Annotated in this window: 17 protein-coding genes; 5 read left to right on the plus strand and 12 right to left on the minus strand. The window is 31.4% G+C overall.

The genetic code is table 11. The features are described from left to right. Nucleotides 1-456 precede the first annotated feature (456 nt). Nucleotides 457-897, plus strand: a complete 441-nt coding sequence (locus LQ673_RS10600) for a YgzB family protein (RefSeq protein ID WP_037590543.1) — start codon at nt 457-459, stop codon at nt 895-897. Nucleotides 898-922: 25 nt separating this feature from the next. Here the strand turns inward: LQ673_RS10600 and perR are convergent, their stop codons facing one another. From perR to bcp, 3 genes are all read right to left on the minus strand, one after another. Beyond that, nucleotides 923-1,375 carry a peroxide-responsive transcriptional repressor PerR gene (perR, locus tag LQ673_RS10605; RefSeq protein ID WP_025907200.1) on the minus strand — a complete coding sequence of 151 codons (453 nt, stop codon included), beginning with the start codon at nt 1,373-1,375 and terminating at the stop codon, nt 923-925. Nucleotides 1,376-1,453: 78 nt separating this feature from the next. Continuing rightward, a complete protein-coding gene (locus LQ673_RS10610) occupies nt 1,454-2,407 on the minus strand; it encodes a phosphoglycerate dehydrogenase (RefSeq protein WP_191835839.1) in 954 nt (317 codons plus the stop codon). A 5-nt stretch (nt 2,408-2,412) separates the two neighbouring features. Beyond that, nucleotides 2,413-2,871: a thioredoxin-dependent thiol peroxidase gene (gene bcp / locus LQ673_RS10615; protein WP_037590541.1), complete on the minus strand. Its 459-nt coding sequence runs from the start codon at nt 2,869-2,871 to the stop codon at nt 2,413-2,415. An 84-nt stretch (nt 2,872-2,955) separates the two neighbouring features. Here bcp and LQ673_RS10620 point away from each other — a divergent pair, with 84 nt between their 5' ends. Beyond that, nucleotides 2,956-4,242, plus strand: a complete 1,287-nt coding sequence (locus LQ673_RS10620; protein WP_191835838.1) for a glutamate-1-semialdehyde 2,1-aminomutase — start codon at nt 2,956-2,958, stop codon at nt 4,240-4,242. Nucleotides 4,243-4,337: 95 nt separating this feature from the next. Next, nucleotides 4,338-5,432, plus strand: a complete 1,095-nt coding sequence (locus LQ673_RS10625; protein WP_191835837.1) for an FUSC family protein — start codon at nt 4,338-4,340, stop codon at nt 5,430-5,432. Nucleotides 5,433-5,468: 36 nt separating this feature from the next. Here LQ673_RS10625 and LQ673_RS10630 read toward each other — a convergent pair whose 3' ends face one another. The 4 genes from LQ673_RS10630 to mutY all read right to left on the minus strand — a co-directional run bounded on the left by LQ673_RS10630 (nt 5,469) and on the right by mutY (nt 10,588). After that, nucleotides 5,469-7,055: an FMN-binding glutamate synthase family protein gene (locus tag LQ673_RS10630; protein WP_191835836.1), complete on the minus strand. Its 1,587-nt coding sequence runs from the start codon at nt 7,053-7,055 to the stop codon at nt 5,469-5,471. Between the two features lie 66 nt (nt 7,056-7,121). Further along, on the minus strand, nt 7,122-8,861 hold the full coding sequence (locus tag LQ673_RS10635) for an ABC transporter ATP-binding protein (RefSeq protein WP_037590537.1): 1,740 nt from the start codon (nt 8,859-8,861) through the stop codon (nt 7,122-7,124). A gap of 67 nt (nt 8,862-8,928) precedes the next feature. Then, the gene (ntdP, locus tag LQ673_RS10640; protein ID WP_025907189.1) at nt 8,929-9,477 is read right to left on the minus strand and encodes a nucleoside tri-diphosphate phosphatase; all 549 of its coding nucleotides are present in this window, start codon (nt 9,475-9,477) and stop codon (nt 8,929-8,931) included. A gap of 79 nt (nt 9,478-9,556) precedes the next feature. Further along, a complete protein-coding gene (gene mutY, locus LQ673_RS10645) occupies nt 9,557-10,588 on the minus strand; it encodes an A/G-specific adenine glycosylase (RefSeq protein ID WP_159315341.1) in 1,032 nt (343 codons plus the stop codon). 93 nt (nt 10,589-10,681) lie between these two features. Between mutY and LQ673_RS10650 the strand changes: the two genes are divergently transcribed. Further along, the gene (locus LQ673_RS10650; protein WP_025907185.1) at nt 10,682-11,656 is read left to right on the plus strand and encodes a metal-dependent hydrolase; all 975 of its coding nucleotides are present in this window, start codon (nt 10,682-10,684) and stop codon (nt 11,654-11,656) included. A 48-nt stretch (nt 11,657-11,704) separates the two neighbouring features. Here LQ673_RS10650 and LQ673_RS10655 read toward each other — a convergent pair whose 3' ends face one another. The 5 genes from LQ673_RS10655 to sgtB form a co-directional block, all read right to left on the minus strand. Beyond that, entirely contained in the window at nt 11,705-12,475 is a 771-nt protein-coding gene (locus tag LQ673_RS10655) for an ABC transporter permease (protein WP_058611102.1), read from the minus strand. Nucleotides 12,476-12,484: 9 nt separating this feature from the next. Then, nucleotides 12,485-14,032, minus strand: a complete 1,548-nt coding sequence (locus LQ673_RS10660) for an ABC transporter ATP-binding protein (protein ID WP_025905624.1) — start codon at nt 14,030-14,032, stop codon at nt 12,485-12,487. A 12-nt stretch (nt 14,033-14,044) separates the two neighbouring features. Further along, on the minus strand, nt 14,045-14,362 hold the full coding sequence (locus tag LQ673_RS10665) for a YfhH family protein (protein WP_126477091.1): 318 nt from the start codon (nt 14,360-14,362) through the stop codon (nt 14,045-14,047). Next, nucleotides 14,355-15,158, minus strand: coding sequence for a recombination regulator RecX (recX, locus tag LQ673_RS10670; protein WP_126477092.1), 804 nt, complete (start codon nt 15,156-15,158; stop codon nt 14,355-14,357). The genes LQ673_RS10665 and recX overlap by 8 nt, the downstream gene beginning before the upstream one ends. 82 nt (nt 15,159-15,240) lie before the next feature. Beyond that, nucleotides 15,241-16,056, minus strand: a complete 816-nt coding sequence (sgtB, locus tag LQ673_RS10675; RefSeq protein WP_126477093.1) for a monofunctional peptidoglycan glycosyltransferase SgtB — start codon at nt 16,054-16,056, stop codon at nt 15,241-15,243. Nucleotides 16,057-16,217: 161 nt separating this feature from the next. Here sgtB and LQ673_RS10680 point away from each other — a divergent pair, with 161 nt between their 5' ends. Further along, nucleotides 16,218-17,951, plus strand: coding sequence for a pyruvate oxidase (locus LQ673_RS10680; protein ID WP_191835834.1), 1,734 nt, complete (start codon nt 16,218-16,220; stop codon nt 17,949-17,951). The last annotated feature ends 411 nt before the right edge of the window (nt 17,952-18,362 follow it).

An 18,362-nucleotide genomic window follows, 5' to 3' on the forward strand; every position in this document is an offset into this window, starting at 1 on the left:
TTGGTTAAGCCAATCACTCTGAAGTACTTTCAGTACTCAATTATTGGAATTAACGTTGACATATTGTCATTCAGTTTTCAATGTTCATTTTAATCGCTACAAGAAACAATTATACTAGTTATTAAATATCAAGTCAAGTATTATTTTTAAAAAATAATAATTTGTTTTGTTCGGTTTGACTCAGCTTTTCAAGTGGTCGTTTCCGTTTCAATCAACTTGCATAATTTATATTACATTGTTATTTAGTTAATTTCAAGCGTTAAATTTACACTTTATTAACCTTTTTAACAATCGTTTTATTTTGCGATGTCTGTCTGTTTTGACGACTTTTATATAATATCAAGATATATACTATACGTCAACGATTTATATAAACAAAATTGTGTATTATTTCGCTTTATTAGGGACTATATATTTTAATAGAAATTATGCTATACTTTATCAGTATTAATAAGTATGGAGGGAATAGATTTGAAGCTATTTCGCAAAAAACCTACTAGTAAAATAAATAGAATTAGATCTTTTGCATTAGGATTAATCTTCTTAGGTATGATTGTTATGTACATAGGTGTATTCTTCTTTTACTATTTTAAGAGCCAAATTGTATTTAGTATATTCTTAGTTTTAGGAATGTTAGCTCTTGGTCTTTCATTTATAGTTTACTTTTGGATTGGCATGTTGAGTTCTCGTACTATACAAGTGCAATGTCCAAACTGTGATCATTATACAAAAATGTTAGGACGAGCAGATATTTGTGCTAATTGTAATCAACCTCTTACATTAGATAAGAATTTAGAGGGTAAAGCCTTTAATCAAGATTATAATAATAAGCGCAAATCTAAGAAATTAGAAGAACAGCAAACTGAAGAACATACTGAAGAAAAGAAAAAAAGCTAAAGGCATCCGCCTTTAGCTTTTTGTTTTATTTATTCTTATTTTGACATTCTGGACAAACACCATATATTTCCATTCTGTGGTGCGTTACTGAAAAACTAGTGACATGTTGTGCCAATTGCTCTACTTCATCTAATCGTGGATAATGAAAATCAGATATCTTACCACATTGATCACAGATAATATGATAGTGATTATGTGTTTCAAAATCAAAACGACTTGAAGCGTCACCGTATGTTAATTCTTTAACAAGCCCAGTTTCTTTAAAAACTTTTAAGTTATTATAAACTGTAGCAACACTCATATTTGGAAATTGTGGTGAAAGTGACTGATAAATTTCATCAGCAGTAGGATGACTATCTGTTTCGATTAAATATTGAAGTATCGATTGACGTTGTGGTGTAATTCGAACACCAGTACTTCTTAAAGTACCAATTGCATCGTCTAACATATGTTCAACATTCTCAATATTTTGTTGCATCCTTACACCCACCTTCTAATTTATAATGATTATTATTTATAATATATCCCTTTTAGTAGCATTTTGTCAAACAATTAATCAGTATCCCGCTTCTGAGTTAACAATGTTTATTAACTTATCTGACTCATCATTTTCAATATGTTTGAGATTTTCAATTAGAATATCTGTACTTCTCTTTAAATTGTTAAGATCATTACCTGTAATATGAGCTGTGATAAACACATTATCTAAATCATATAGTCTAGAGTTTTCAGGTAATGGTTCCTCTTCAAATACATCTAAAGATGCATATCTAATTTCTTTATTATCCAAGGCTTCATATAAGACACTTTCTGATACGACAGTACCTCTACCTACATTTATAAAATGTGTATCTTCATTCATAAGTTTAAAGTCTTCTTTCTGTAATAAATGTATCGTATCTTCTGTTTCAGGTAATACATTCACAACAAAGTCAGCTTTATGATATACATGACGTCTTTCTTCTATAGAATAAACTTCATCAAACCCAGGAACATCATGTCCAGTTGTATTTATACCAATAACCTTCATATTAAATACTTTAGCAACTTCAGCAGTTCTTTGCGGAATCTTGCCTGTACCTAAAAATAGAATAGTCTTTTCATTTATTGAATCAGGTTTAAGCTTATGATTAAATTCACGTTTCTTTTGAGACTCATATGAAGTACTAAATAGTTTAATATCATTTAGAATATATGCAAAAATAAATTCAGCGATTTGAATGGCATGTACCCCTCTTGCATTAGTCAATTTAATTCCTCTATCTTGAATGTAACCTAGAGGTAATTGATTCACCCCTGTAGCAAACCATGCGATTAGTTTGATATTCTTACATTTATCTAAAAATGAAGGATTCACTTCTCCATGATAACTAACTAATACATCAACATCTTCTAAATCTTCATCACGTGCTTCATTCGGATGTTTATAAAATTTAAAATCTACATTAGGAAATGTTTCTTTTAGTCTCTCTTCTTGTTCTTTTAGCCTCATTAAAGTAACGACTTTCATTTATATCATTCCTTTATAAAGTTTTTTAAGTCTTCAATTTGAGTTTTAACTTTTACTTTGTCAATTTTATGTATGACAGTACCTTCTTCATCTAACACAAAAGTCGTTCTAACGATCCCCATTGATTCTTTACCAAATGATTTCTTCAATTGATATACGCCTACTTCTTCAGAAAGCTTATAATCTTCATCTACTAGTAAATCAAAATTCAAATTATGTTTATTAGAAAAATTAGCATGTTTCTTTTCACTATCTCCACTAATACCATAAACTTTCGTATTTAATTCATTAAAATCTTCTAAATTATCTCTAAAATCACATGCTTCTGTCGTACATGTCGGTGTATTATCTCTAGGGTAAAAATAAACAACGACTTTAGATCCCTTTAAGTCCTCATTACTAATTAATTCACCATTTTGATTTTTCAACTTGAAATCCGGAAATTTTTCACCAATTTGTATCATATTTTACACTCCTTATAAACGATAGATGTTTAATTTTATGATACGATATAAATGAAAATAATTAAATTAAAAGAGGTTGATAATATGGAATTTACAAAAAGTGAGTACTTACAAACACTTTCAAATGAATATATTCTTGGTGGTGTCAATTCACCATCTCGTTCATATAAAGCTGTAGGTGGTGGCGCTCCTGTAGTTATGCAAAAAGGTAAAGGTGCGTATTTTTACGATGTTGATGGTAATAAATATATTGACTATCTTCAAGCATATGGACCAATCATAGCTGGACATGCACATCCACATATAACAGAAGCCATTAAAGCTGCAGCTGAAGATGGTGTATTATTCGGTACACCTACTGAATATGAAATTACGTTTGCTAAAAAACTACGTAACGCTATTCCATCGCTAGAAAAAATCAGATTTGTAAACTCAGGTACTGAAGCTGTTATGACAACTATTAGAGTTGCACGTGCATATACTAAGCGAGATAAAATCATTAAATTCGCTGGATGTTATCACGGACATTCTGACTTAGTGCTTGTTGCTGCAGGAAGTGGTCCATCTCAACTTGGCACACCTGATTCTGCTGGTGTACCGAAAAGTGTAGCGCAAGAAGTTATTACAGTTCCTTTTAATGATATAGATTCATTTAAAGAAGCTATGGAACATTGGGGCGATCAAGTTGCTGGTGTATTAGTAGAACCAATCGTCGGAAACTTCGGTATGGTTGAGCCTAAAGAAGGCTTTTTAGAAGCAGTAAATGAAGTAACACATCAATACGGTGGTTTAGTGATTTATGATGAAGTTATTACAGCATTTAGATTCCATTACGGTGCTGCACAAGATTTATTAGGCGTTTATCCTGACTTAACTGCATTTGGTAAAGTTATTGGAGGCGGCTTACCAATCGGTGCATACGGAGGACGTCAAGAAATCATGGAACATGTTGCACCACTTGGTCCAGCATACCAAGCAGGTACAATGGCGGGTAACCCACTTTCTATGAGAGCTGGAATTGCTTTATTAGAAATATTGGAACAACCTGGTGTTTACGATAAATTGGATCAATTAGGTCAACAATTAGAAGAAGGTTTATTGGAATTAATTAAAAAACATAACGTTAAAGCAACAGTTAATCGAATCAAAGGTGCTTTAACTCTTTACTTTACAGACGAAAAAGTTGAAAATTATGTTCAAGCGGAAAATACTGACGGTGAACAGTTCGCAAAATTCTTTAAGTTAATGTTAAATCAAGGTATTAATTTAGCACCTTCTAAATATGAAGCATGGTTCTTAACAACTGAACATACTGAAGAAGACATAAGTCAAACATTAAATGCAGTTGATTACGCTTTCTCTCAATTATAAACTTGAAAAGTTAGCCAAAACGTTGTATAACCAATATATACTAGGCTTGTGATATTTGTTACAACCCTGTTTTAAAAACAAAAAGGAATGGTTTTATGAAATTTGGGGCAAGAATATTTAAAACTGGTATCGCGATTGTCCTAGCAATATTTATAGCTAATTTACTGCCAGGACCAGCAATGATAACATCAATAGCTGGTGTTGCTGCAATGGTCGCCATGCAACCAAGTGTCTATCGTTCGTTCAAAACGATTGTAGAACAATTTCAAGGTAATGTGATTGGTGCGATTACAGCTGTTACCATATTCTCTATATTTGGTAACAATGTTGTATTTATCGGTTTAACAGCGATTATCATTATTTCAATACTTTACAAATTTAATCTACAACATGTTTCTAACTTAGCAGTTGTTACAGCTTTAATCATACTTGGACATCATGAAGGAGATTTCTATATCTCTGCATTCTATCGTTTCGTCTTAGTTATGATTGGTGTTTTAAGTGCTTTCCTTGTTAACTTTACGTTTTTACCACCGAAATTCGAAACTAAAATGTATTATAACTCACTCAATATTTCTACTGATATATTTAAATGGTTTAGATTAGTGTTAAATGGTACAACTGAATTTAACTACGTAAAGCAAGATTTAGAAACAATCAGAACACGTATCGTAAAGCTTGAACAATTTTATTTATATTATAAAGAAGAAAGAGCCTACACAAAGAAACAAGCTTTTAGTCAAATGCGTAAGAAGATTCTTTTCAAAGAGATTATTGCATCAACACGCAGAGCATACGAAGTTTTAAGAAAAATGAATCGTTACGAAAACGATATTCATAACTTAAATGATGATCTCAAAGTACAAATGAAGTTTGAACTGGATGAACTGATGGCGCAGCATGAACAAATATTAGTAAGGATATCACAAAAAGCTAAACACGAAATTGATCAAGTTCCTGATTATTTAGTAGAACCTTATAAAGAAGATTTAATGGAAATATTCATTAAAGATATTATGGAAAATCCTGATCAAGAAGATTACTATATTGAGAACGTCATGCAAGTTATTTCAGCTATGTTAGATTATAAAGCGACTATTTTACATTTAGACAAATTATCTTCTAGTTATTTCAAATACCATCCAGAAGATAGCGACATTCAAATTGAAGATGAAGATTTTGATTTATAAAAATAGACCTGAACAGTTATCTGTTCAGGTCTATTTTTAATTCTCTTTATATATGGATTTTTTATATTGATTAACATTCATGACATTTCCATTAGCACTTCTATATAATAAATGGTTTTCATTTATTTGATTAGGACTTTTCACACCTACTGCAGCAGCTAAATTAAATAACCCTTCATGTAAACTCACAATATAATTTGAAACTCTGTATTCTTTTTCTGATACAACTAAAGCAGATTCTTTTTTTGGATCTGTAGTAGCTACACCTACAGGGCAATTATTTGTATGACATTGTTGAGCCATAATACAACCTACATTAATCATTAAACTTCTTGCTACATTAACGAGATCTGCACCTAACGCTAAAGCAATAGCAATTTGATCAGGTGTGATAAGTTTTCCAGATGCAAATACTTTCACTTTATCTCTTATTTTAAATTTTTTAAGTTCAACATCTAATATTGGTAATGCTGAAAATAATGGCAAACCAACAGTATCTACAAGTTCTTGATAAGTCGCACCTGTTCCACCTTCTCCACCATCGACAGTAATAAAATCAGGAATAATGTTTGATGATACCATTTCATGTATTAATTTCTTTAAATCATTTATGTTTCCGACAACTATTTTTATGCCAACTGGTTTGTCAGATAGTTCTCTTAACTTCTGAACAAATTGTAACAACTCTTTATTATTATGAAGAAACTCAAATCTATTAGGTGAGTTAACTGTTTCAAAAGGCGTTACATTTCTAATTTCAGCAATTTCTTCTGTTACTTTTGCTCCTTCAATATGTCCACCTCTCGTTTTGGCACCTTGCGCTAACTTTAATTCAAATGCCTTAACTTGTTTCATATTGGCTTTTTCAATAAATTCTTTCTCATCGAAATTACCTTCTTTATCTCGAACACCAAATAAACCTGGTCCTATTTGAAAGATGATATCACATTCTCCACTTAAATGATGATCACTTAATCCTCCTTCTCCTGTATTCATCCATGAACCGCTTCTGCCTAATCCTTTTGACAATGCAGTAATCGCATTTTTACCTAGTGCACCATAACTCATACCTGATTGTCCAACCAATCTATTAACGATAAATGGATGTTTTAAGTCACCACCTATAATTATCTGGTTATCTGTTGTTAATTTATATGGATCAACATCTTTTTGTTTCTGTTCTTCTTTACGATCAAAAAGTCCTTCATTAGAAATTTCATAAATAAAAGTAGACATTTGTTCATCTTGGTTAATTTCTAATTCATCATGGTCCACTGGAAACATTGTATTTTGTAAATAAAATCCTGGCTCTTCAAATTTTCTCAACGATCCAAAACTTTCGATTCTATTTTTATATTTACCTGGCATGACGATATTTAAATATTGCTTTCTTGAAAATGGTTTTCCAGCATTGTCATTTAATATTAAGTACTGTCTAAGTTCTGGTCCTATACTTTCTAAAAAGTATCTCACTCTACCAAGTACCGGGTAATTTCTTAATACACTATGATGCTTTTGCCTTTTATCTATAACATACAAAGAAATACAGGCAATAATACCACCAATAATGATGACAAAGAATAAAATATTCACAATCAATTGTAGTATGCTTAAAAAAGTCATAAAAATTCCCCCTCAGTCTATCTCTATTAAATTAATAATAGCATAGAATGAGGGGGTGTTGTAATTTTACCCGAATGATTGAATATTATATAAGTTGTAATAACTTCCTTGTGCTGCCATTAATTCTTTGTGTGAACCAACTTCTTCAATTTGTCCATTTTGAATAACAACTATTTTATCCGCATGTGTAATTGTTGATAATCTATGTGCAACTATTAAAGTCGTTCTTTCAGTACTTAATATTTCAAGTGCATCTTGAATAATTTTTTCACTTTCTAAATCAAGTGCACTCGTCGCTTCATCAAGTACTAATACAGGAGGGTTATTCAAGAATATTCTTGCAATAGAAACTCTTTGTTTTTGTCCACCTGATAATTTTACACCACGTTCGCCGACCTCTGTATCATAACCATTTGGCAATGACATAATAAAGTCATGTGCATTCGCTTTTTTACTAGCCTCTATAACTTCTTCATCAGATGCATCCGGTTTACCTAATAAAATATTTTCTTTAATAGAATCAGAGAATAAAATATTATCTTGTTCAACCATACCTACTTGATTTCTGAGACTTTCAGTTGTGAAATCTTTAACGTTATGATTATCAATACTAATACTACCTTTTGTCACATCATAGAATCTAGGCAGTAAACTAATAAGTGTCGATTTACCGCCACCACTCATACCTACAAATGCGACGGTTTCACCTTTATTAATATCTAAATTAATATGTTTAAGCACTTCATCTTCATAATCATTATATTTAAATGATACGTCATCAAACGTAATGTGCCCTTCTTTAATGACAATGTCTTGTGCGTCATCTTCATTTTTGACATCATATTTTTCATCAAACAAATGAAATACTCTGTCCATTGAAGCGATACTTTGCGTTAAAGTTGTAGATGATGAAACCAATCTTCTTAAAGGTCCGTATAACTGTTCAAGATATGCTACAAATGCTGCTAATGTCCCAACAGTTAAATTCCCTTGAATAACAAGAAAACCACCGATACCTACTACTAATAATGGACCAATATCTGTAACTGTATTAATAACTGCAAATGATTTAGCATTCCATTTCGTATGATCAGTTGCTTTAGTTAAGAAGTTTTGGTTTCTTTTATCAAATCGTTTTTCTTCATTTTTTTCAATAGCAAAACTTTTAATAACAGACATCCCTGAAACACGTTCATGAAGAAATCCTTGAAGTTCTGCTAAACTTTGCGATCTTCTTCTCGTTAAACTACGTAATTTTCCGAAGAAGTAATAAATACTAAATATAAATACTGGGAAAATCGCAATTGCTGTAAATGTTAATTTAATATCTAAAACAAACATAATACTTAATGCGATGACGATAGTCACTAAATCTAACCAAACGTTCATAAGTCCTGTAAGGATAAAGTCTTTAGTTTGTTCAACGTCATTAATCACGCGTGATATAACTTCCCCTGCTTTATTATTAGCATAAAATCTTGAGCTTAATGCCTGTAAATGTGTGTATAATTTTTTACGAATATCATACAGAATTTTATTAGATGTCCATTGTGCTAAATATTGTCTGAAGTATTCTATAGGTGGTCTTAGTACAACAAATATGAATCCCATAATTAACATTGCATATGTTAATTTTTCTGTTTTTTGTCCAATTGATAGTGCACCATTATTAATGACATCATCGATTACATATTTAATCAGTAATGGAAGTAATAACGGGATACCAAATTTTAAAATTCCAATGATAATCGTACCTACAATATGCCACTTGTATGGTTTTACAAATTGTAAATACCTTTTAATCATTATTGTTCCCCCAATCTTAGTCCAAACGAAACAGCCTAGCTTTAGCTAGGCTGTGATATTTTCATTCTCAAGAATTACGTCTATCAATTGAATGAAATCTTTCTTGCCAAACTTTAATAAAGTCTGGCGCAAATGGTCCTTTCTTGCGTTCAATCCATTGTTGTAGAATATCAACATTTCTTCTAAGTATTACATCAATGTCTTTAGGATAATTCATTTGTTTCATATGTTGTTTATACTCATCTTCATCCAACAAATGATATTTGCCGCTTGGATAAACTTTAATGTCTAAATCATAATCGATATATTTAATCGCTTCTTCATCACAAACAAATGGTGATGATAAATTACAATAATAATAAACACCGTCTTCGCGGAACATACAAATGACGTTAAACCAATATTCTGAATGGAAATAAACAATCGCTGGTTCCCTTGTTACCCAAGTTCTACCATCACTTTCTGTTACGAGTGTACGATTATTCCCACCGATAATAACATGACTCGTACCTTTAAGAATTGTTGTTTCAGACCACACACGATGTATATTACCATCATGTTTATAACTTTGTATTTTAATTACTTGGCCTTCTTTTGGTATGGATTCTTTGACCATGTTCCACACCACCTTTTAAATATTTACCAAGTTATTATATCATATTTAAATAAATAAGCTAAAATTATGTTTCTTATCATTATCCATTGAGTTGATTAAAAATCTTACTCATAGATGTTGAAAATGATAACTGTTCTTTTTCTTCTTTTTTAATCCATTTATATGGGTAATCAAAATCACTTTTTTGAGTATGCGCACGGTATACATTCATATTCCATGTCATATGTGTAAAAACATGCTTAGTAGTATATTCAGGTGTTTGATCAATATCTATAACTGCATCTAAAGTTTCTTCAATGCTGTGTATACTTTCATCAGCCTCAAACATTGGAAACTCCCACATGCCATTTAATAATTTCGTATCTCTTTGGCGTACTAATATCTCTCCAGAACGATTCGTGATATATAATACGTTAAAATCAATTGTCTTTTTCTTTATTTTTTTCTTTTTAACCGGTAATTCATCCACTATACCATTAGCAAAAGCATAACAATGTTTTTGAACAGGGCACATAATACACAAAGTCTTTTTAGGTGTACAAATGGTTGCTCCTAATTCCATCATTGCTTGATTAAAATCTCCAGAATGTTCTTCTACAAATGGCTGTAATTCATCTTCATATAATTTTTTCGTCTTCGGTGCAGCTATATCACTGTCATTACCAGTCAATCTACTCCACACTCTTAACACATTGCCATCAACTGCTGGTATCGGATGATTATGCACGATACTCATAACTGCTGCATTTGTATATGGGCCGACACCTTTTAACTTTTTAAAATCATCAGGGTTATCTGGTACTACTCCGTGATAACTATGGTGAACTTCTTTAACCGCTTCTTGAAAATTTCTAACCCTAGAATAATAACCTAAACCCTCCCAATATTTAAGTACATCTTCTTCGTTTGCTTCACTCAAACTTTCTATAGTTGGAAAACGCTCAATAAATGCTTTGTAATATGGTCGAACAGTATTAACTTGTGTTTGTTGCAACATTACTTCACTTAACCAAATATAATATGGATTTGATGTTTCTCTCCACGGCATTTGTCGTTTATTTTTATGAAACCAATTAAGCAAATCGTCTTTAAATTGTTTCGTTTCTATCATTTATGACACTACTTTCTTGTGAATTGCTTTCAGATTACTATGCATATGCTATATAATATATATCATATAGATTAAAGTAAAGTGGTGATTTTTATGGATACTGGTACACACGTTGTTATGGGTGTTGCGTTAACTGGTCTTGCAACATTAGATCCACATGTTACACCTACATTTGCTGCAGTGGCAACTGGTATAATGGTTGGATCACAAATACCTGATATTGATACAGTATTAAAATTAAAAAATAATGCGATATATGTTAAAAACCATAGAGGTATCACTCATTCAATACCTTTTACATTATTATGGCCTTTAATATTAACGTTTCTAATATTCGTTATCTTTCCAGGAGTAGATGTCTTGCATATTTGGTTATGGACGCAATTTGCCGTATTCTTTCATGTTTTTGTAGATATTTTTAATTCATATGGTACACAGGCGCTTAGACCGATATCTAATAAATGGATTCAATTAAGTATTATTAATACGTTTGACCCCATTATTTTTGTAGCACACTTAGTTGCCATACTGTTCTGGACACTCGGTGTTAATGCTGGCATTGCTTTTGGTACATTATACTTCTTGTTAATATTCTATTATATTGTGCGATTCATATTACAAAAAGCGATAAAAGACCAAGCTTTAAAACAAATACAACAAGAAGATAATCCCGTTAAAATATTTGTTGCACCGACAATACGTTTTATGGAATGGCGTATTGCCATTCAAACTGAAACACATGATTATGTTGGACGTAGTTATGGTCGTAACGTAGCATTTAATGATGTATTCAAAAGACAAGCATTCCCGAATGACCATATAATGGCTTATGCTAAATATGATGAGAATTTAAGATCTTTCTTAAGTTTCAGTTCTATTTATCGATGGGAAGTTACAAGAATAGATAAAAAAACAACAGAACTAAGATTTATTGATTTAAGATATTTGAAGAATGGTCATTACCCATTTGTAGCTATACTACATTTAGATGATGATATGAAAGTGACAAACTCATATATCGGTTGGGTATTTACCGAAGAAAAATTAATGAAAAAACTTGAAGCTTAGAAATACAATTAAGGCTGAGACGATTAAATCATCTCAGCCTTAATTTTTTTATTTAAAGTATTCAGTTTTATAAGCTTTATTAATATTGATCCAAGCTAAATAGATAAATGCTACTTCAAAATAGAACAGAATATGATATGGCAAATTCGTAACGGATGCGTTACCTAACACCATTGATTGTTGGAACCCATTAATAATATAGAATAATGGATTGAGTTTTAAGACATTGACCCAAACTGCATACATATTATTAGGTACATACAATATCGGTACGACAAATAATAATACAATCAATAATCCGAAAACGATAAACCTTGCAGAATATACATATTTACCAAACACGCCGATAATAGATGCTACTGGTACAAGTAATATGTATGCCATCACTAAATAATAGAAAAATCCTAAATGATTAATTTCGATTAAATTTGATGTCGAAAATGTTGAAACTATACCAGTAAGTGTTACAACAATCAAGAACATAATCATCGTTAAAAATACTTGTGAAGAAGCACCAACATAGTACGGTACTGATAATCTATTATAAAGTGCTCCTTGCTTTCTGACTGTCTTTTCAGAATTGAAAAGTGATAAAAAGACCCACATGTAAGCGAAAAAGCCAATCAATTTATAATAAGACGTTGATTGTTGTACATCTATCGCATCAGTAATCCATAACTTCAAATATGTGAAGATCAATAATACTAACATGATAGCAAAAGCAGATACATAATATTTATAATGAGTTTTAACTTCATAGAAGCAATATTTAAGCATATGTGGAAAATGTTTAATATGTTGTTCAAATAATTCGTTCATATTGACCTCCTATAATTGAATAAAAATCCATTTGTTTTCTGCTAAGTCTGCTATCATAAAGCCATCTCTTGATTTAACTACCCAAGTGTCACTTGAAATATTATATTTCTTAACTAATTTAGCTTTGTTTTTCATATCAAATGTAAAACCAGTTAGTTGATTATCACTGTCGAAAACCATATGTACTTTTTGGCCTTCCATTTGTTCATTAAATCGGTTTGCTTTATCAGCTGTAATGGTCTCAGAAACTTTCTTATGTGATTTATGCATAAAGCTGTTATAAAAATCTATATAATTTAAATAACTATCATCAACATAATCTTCTAAATCTGACCAATCAACGTCTTCATATAGTCCTGCCGGATTGAAAAAGTACAAGTTATTCTTCTTAGAGATATAAGTCTTGTCATCTACTTCAAGTCTATAATTAGATTGATTTTCACCTGTTACATCTACAAAACTATACTGAGGTAATTTCAACTTTGAGCCTTTGGATGAAGGTGTGAGTTCTGTATCATGTTTCAGCGATAGGACATAAGCTGACTTATCTATGTATTTTGGTTCACTATTTGTTGTGATGACCTGTTTTGATGTAACTTCTTTTTCTGTAGGCGAGCTACCCACACCTATAAACATAAATAGCGCTGCTAATGTAGCACCAAAGATAAATGTTAAGCCATAAAATATCATTTTCTCAATAGATTTCGGCACTCTACCGTATTGATATTTACGCATTCTTTTATAACCTTCGCCGTGCGCTATAGGAAGTTCTTGTTGAGCCATCTTCCATTTAAGATCGTAAAGTTCTTTTTGGTCTTTATCTTGAATTTGGTTATATTTCTTATGATATTCTCGGTAATGACCTAATACTTCTTTAACGGTACCTTCTTTTCTAACTTGACCATAAGTTAGCCAGATAAGATAGTTACTCATTTTCTCAATTGAGTGTATATGGTCATCAATAACAACAGCTGCACGATCGTATTCTTTTTGTTCATTTAAAAATTCATGGAACTTCTTCTGAAATGATTCGTCTAAGTATTGAATGATGTTCGTAAAAATTGCAACGGTAGGTCTCATATATTTGGCTATACTAACTAACAACTGCGCATATTCTGCTTCATTAATATCTTGGCACGTCTTTGAAGCTTTATCCGATAATTTGGCAAAGCTTAATATTTGTCTTTGAATCGTCGTAATGTCTCTAATTTCTACACCGGATAAACTCAAAGTACGAATAATCATTTCATTTAATGTTTGATGATCATCAGCTTTATGTCTAACATCCGCTAAAAATGTTTGTGCATGATTTGTTACTTTACCTAAATTAGGTGCAACTTCTTTAATCATTAATTTACTGATCATTTCTTTACCAGACTGATCATCGCCGATAATGCCCAGCACTTCGCCTCTATAAAGATGCACGGTAACATTTTTAAGTACAATGTCTTTATTAAGGTGCTTTAACTTAAATAATGATTTGAATTTATTCTGTTCTTTACTTATATAATAATATTTAGTTGCGTTAACAACTCTCAGTAATATTTGCTGTGTCATTCTGCACCACCATTATAGTTGTAGAAGACTTACAGGAATGCCTTCTTCAATTTTTGATCCTTTTAATCTAAATCCCCAAGCAAATACACCATTAATGCGTTCTACTTTAAAGTAACTAGGTGTGTCACCTATTAAGCCATATACTTTACCGACTTCTATTTTTGAAGTGTCGACAAGGTAACTTTCTGCTATGAGCGCTTTTCTCTTATATACTTCATATTCATTTAGTATACCCATCATTTCTGATTTTCTCATCTTTTCGCGATATTCAGCAATTGCGTTTTTAAGTTCATAGTCTGTCATTTCAACAAATTTTTTATCATTATTCATCTACAATACCACTTTCTACTAATTTGTCATTAATCATTTCAAATGTATACCCTTTTCTTACGAGTGCTTGAATAACATGTGACTTAAGTTCATATCCATTATATTTCTTTTGATATTTATTATATACCTTTTCCAAATCTTTCATCAAAATATTTTCAACATCATCAGATGTCGGTTCAATATTCAAATCTGTTAGATGTTCATTGATTAATGAAAAAGCATAGCCTCTTTGTTGAAGTGTTTGGACAATCGTTTGCTTTAAACGGTTAGGAGGTTGTTTCTTTTTTTGCATAATCTTCTTGGCGATGTTCGGAATTCGTTCTTCTGCCATTTCCATTTCAAACTTTTCTTTGAATTCGTAAACTAAATCTTGTTCTATACCTTTTTCTTTTGCTATTCTTTCAAAATGGTCAGGACCTTTATCCGTTGTTTTTAAAATGGTGTTTTTTAAACTTTCAATATAATCTTTATGGTCTATGTATTTATTAGATTGACAATACTCTATCACTCTATCAATTAAGTCACTGCCATATTCTTTGTCTGTTAAATATTTTTCTACTTCATATTTCGTACGCTTTTTATGTGATAAATAGACAATCGCTTGATTAAGTGCCTGTCTATATTGATCGTAGTCCTTAATTTCTTGTAATTTACTTTTCGTAATTTCTAAATCTTTTCTTAAATTAAAGTAGATGTATGTTGCTTGATCAATACCCATTTCAAATTCATTATTAATAAATAAATTTAAACGTTCTTTGTTTTTCTTTTGTACTTCAAGTTTAGTTATTTTAAGCATTTTACATCCCTCCACACATATATATAGGATACAATAAAACACACTGAGTTTAAAAGTTTAATCTCTTAACTCAGTGTGTTTATTATTGATTTAATTCATTTATAGCTTCAGTATACTCTGATTCAGTAATATAATTCTGTTGTTTCATTTTTTCAAGCGTTGTTTTGATACGTGTCATATAACTATCACTAATATTATTAATATCAAAATTGGATGGTGCATTTACGACACTAGCTAAAATTGCACTTTGTAATACCGTTACTTGAGGAAGGTTTGGATTATTTTTATCGACTGTCGCACCGAAGTAATAATTTGCCGCTTCTTCTATCGTATAATTATTTTGACCAAAATAGATATTATTGACATAATAACTCAAAATATCATTCTTACTATATTTATCTTCAACACGTTTCGCCACAAACATCTCTTTCACTTTTCTTGTGAGTTGCGTTTCATTCGTATAGAAATAGTTTTTAACGACTTGTTGCGTAATCGTACTTCCACCTTGCGTTAGTTCACCATTTTTCAAACTTACAGCAAGCGCACGTGATACACCTCTTAAGTCAATTCCATCATGATCATAAAATCGTTTATCTTCAACTGCTACAAAAGCATTTTTAGTATAATCAGGCATATCTTCAACTTGAACATAAGATTGTTTATCTTCAATTTTTACTAAATCATCAACATCAGATGTTCTTGACCACATATACATAACTGCTAAATAAAAAGTAATCGCTAGTATAATAAGTATTGTTACAAGACCAAATAGCTTTGAAATTCTTTTTCTCTTTCTCGGCTGTACAGGTTCTTGATAATAATGTTGATATCTTCTATATTGAACTTCTTCTGAATTAGGTTGTGGTATTTCATTCTTCTTATTCTTAAATAGCCCCATCTGTATTCTCCCTTATTCATATTTCTTACATCATTATAGCTTGTAATAATGAATTTAAACACTTCTTTTTACTGAAAAACAACAAAATCAGTCCTGAGTCTTATTTATAAGTATAACTTTTAGCGTATTTGGGTATAGATAACGATAAGGAGGAATTTTATATGGCAAAAATTAAAGCAAACAAAGCACTCGTACAAGTCTTAAAGAATTGGCAAATTGACCACGTATATGGCATACCTGGTGATTCAATAGATAAAGTCGTAGATGCACTTAAAACAGAAGAAGATAATATTAAATTCTATGATGTAAGACACGAAGAAGTTGCAACTTTAGCTGCTAGTAGTTATGCCAAATTAACAGGCAAAATAGCAGTAGCATTAAGTATTGGTGGTCCGGGCGCAATACATATGTTAAATGGTATGTATGACGCTAAAATGGATAATGTCCCTATGCTCGTTTTAGCAGGTCAAACAGATTCGAAATTATTGGGCACGAAATTCTTCCAAGAAGTTAACTTAACAGCCCTTTTCGAAGATGTAGCTGTTTATAATAAACAATTAGAATCAGCTGAAAATGTACATGAAATTGTAGATGAAGCTATCAAAACTGCATATGCTAAAAAAGGCGTTGCAGTATTAACGATTCCAAGTGATGTTCTAGGTGAGAAAATTGAAGACAATGTCCCTAGAGAAACTTATAAATTTGAAAATGCAGTAACTTACGCTAAAGATGAAGATGTTAAAAAAGCTGCAGAACTTATAAATAAAAGTGAAAAACCGGTCGTCCTAACTGGTGTTGGTGCTAAAGATGCTAAGGAAGAATTACTTAACTTCTTAGCTCATATCGATGCACCTGGTTTAATTACATTACCAGCAAAAGGTATCATACCAGATAAACATCCTAATTTCATGGGTAACTTAGGTAAAATCGGTACTAAACCAGCATTTGAAGCGTCTAAAGATGCTGATTTATTAATTTTAGTTGGTACGAATTATCCATATGTAGATTATTTACCTGATAAAGATATACCATGTATCCAAATTGATATTAATCAAACAAATATCGGCAAACGTTTTAATGTTGATGTAGGCTTAATAGGCGATACAAAAAATGTATTAGCTGCATTAACAGAAGCGTCTGAAAAAGTTACCGGCCGTAAATTCTTAAAAGCATGCCAAGAAAATATGAAAGCATGGAACAGATGGTTAGAAGAAGATAGAAATAATGACAGCAAACCAATCAGACCAGAATTATTAATGTCTGAAATAGAAAAAATTTCAACAGATGACACAGTATTTTCAGTTGACGTCGGAACTTCAACAGTATGGAGCACACGATATTTACAACTCGGTCACAATCATAAATTTATCACGTCATCTTGGTTAGGCACGATGGGCTGTGCATTACCAGGAGCGATAGCAAGTAAAGTCGCAAATCCAGATAAGCAAGCAATTGCTATTACAGGTGACGGAGGATTTGCGATGGTTATGCAAGACTTCGTTACAGCGGTACAATATAAACTACCTATTATCGTCGTCGTACTGAATAACCAAGAATTAGCTTTCATAAAATACGAACAACAAGCAGCTGGTGAGTTAGAATATGCTATTGATTTAGGCGATATCGACTTCGCTAAATTTGCAGATAGTTGTGGCGGTATAGGCTATAATGTCGTAGATGTAGAAGACATCGCCCCTACACTTGAAAAAGCTAAAAATGCGAATAAACCTGTAGTTGTTAACGTAAAAGTAGATTCAGATGCTGCTCCATTACCAGGTAAAATTATATGGGACGAAGCAAAAGGATATGCAAAATTCGAAATTAGAACAGCATTAGAAGAAAACAGACTCGAAAAAATGCCACCACTCAAAACACTAATAAGAAGATTCTTCTAATAAAAATAAAGAAGCAGTGAAGTTTATGAAGAACTTCACTGCTTTTTCTGTTGGGTTAAATTTAAGTATTTTCAATAAAAATTTTAAAATAGCGCGCTGAGATGTGGAATTTTGTAGATTGTGATGGAGGTTGTTAACGGATGTTAGGGACATTTTTTGAAATTGTATTAATTAGAACTCTGAACTTCCACTATTCTGAATTCTGGTAATTAGAACACTGTAACTTCCATTATTTCGAATTCTGGTAATTAGAATACTCTTACTACCACTATTCGGAATTCTGGTAATTAGAATGCTGTAACTTCCACTATTCTGAATTCTGGTAATTAGAATGCTCTTACTACCATTATTCTGAATTCTGGTAATTAGAATGCTCTTACTACCATTATTCTGAATTCTGGTAATTAGAAT

Origin of the sequence: Mammaliicoccus sp. O-M54 (assembly GCF_022386035.1) — a bacterium.
Classification (GTDB): domain Bacteria; phylum Bacillota; class Bacilli; order Staphylococcales; family Staphylococcaceae; genus Mammaliicoccus; species Mammaliicoccus sciuri_A.

What these genes read in the sequence shown, in the direction of transcription:
- LQ673_RS10600 (WP_037590543.1), top strand. Translation starts at nt 457, where the DNA reads ATGGAGGGAATAGATTTGAAGCTATTTCGCAAAAAACCTACTAGTAAA.
- perR (WP_025907200.1), bottom strand. Translation starts at nt 1,375, where the DNA reads ATGCAACAAAATATTGAGAATGTTGAACATATGTTAGACGATGCAATT.
- LQ673_RS10610 (WP_191835839.1), bottom strand. Translation starts at nt 2,407, where the DNA reads ATGAAAGTCGTTACTTTAATGAGGCTAAAAGAACAAGAAGAGAGACTA.
- bcp (WP_037590541.1), bottom strand. Translation starts at nt 2,871, where the DNA reads ATGATACAAATTGGTGAAAAATTTCCGGATTTCAAGTTGAAAAATCAA.
- LQ673_RS10620 (WP_191835838.1), top strand. Translation starts at nt 2,956, where the DNA reads ATGGAATTTACAAAAAGTGAGTACTTACAAACACTTTCAAATGAATAT.
- LQ673_RS10625 (WP_191835837.1), top strand. Translation starts at nt 4,338, where the DNA reads ATGAAATTTGGGGCAAGAATATTTAAAACTGGTATCGCGATTGTCCTA.
- LQ673_RS10630 (WP_191835836.1), bottom strand. Translation starts at nt 7,055, where the DNA reads ATGACTTTTTTAAGCATACTACAATTGATTGTGAATATTTTATTCTTT.
- LQ673_RS10635 (WP_037590537.1), bottom strand. Translation starts at nt 8,861, where the DNA reads ATGATTAAAAGGTATTTACAATTTGTAAAACCATACAAGTGGCATATT.
- ntdP (WP_025907189.1), bottom strand. Translation starts at nt 9,477, where the DNA reads ATGGTCAAAGAATCCATACCAAAAGAAGGCCAAGTAATTAAAATACAA.
- mutY (WP_159315341.1), bottom strand. Translation starts at nt 10,588, where the DNA reads ATGATAGAAACGAAACAATTTAAAGACGATTTGCTTAATTGGTTTCAT.
- LQ673_RS10650 (WP_025907185.1), top strand. Translation starts at nt 10,682, where the DNA reads ATGGATACTGGTACACACGTTGTTATGGGTGTTGCGTTAACTGGTCTT.
- LQ673_RS10655 (WP_058611102.1), bottom strand. Translation starts at nt 12,475, where the DNA reads ATGAACGAATTATTTGAACAACATATTAAACATTTTCCACATATGCTT.
- LQ673_RS10660 (WP_025905624.1), bottom strand. Translation starts at nt 14,032, where the DNA reads ATGACACAGCAAATATTACTGAGAGTTGTTAACGCAACTAAATATTAT.
- LQ673_RS10665 (WP_126477091.1), bottom strand. Translation starts at nt 14,362, where the DNA reads ATGAATAATGATAAAAAATTTGTTGAAATGACAGACTATGAACTTAAA.
- recX (WP_126477092.1), bottom strand. Translation starts at nt 15,158, where the DNA reads ATGCTTAAAATAACTAAACTTGAAGTACAAAAGAAAAACAAAGAACGT.
- sgtB (WP_126477093.1), bottom strand. Translation starts at nt 16,056, where the DNA reads ATGGGGCTATTTAAGAATAAGAAGAATGAAATACCACAACCTAATTCA.
- LQ673_RS10680 (WP_191835834.1), top strand. Translation starts at nt 16,218, where the DNA reads ATGGCAAAAATTAAAGCAAACAAAGCACTCGTACAAGTCTTAAAGAAT.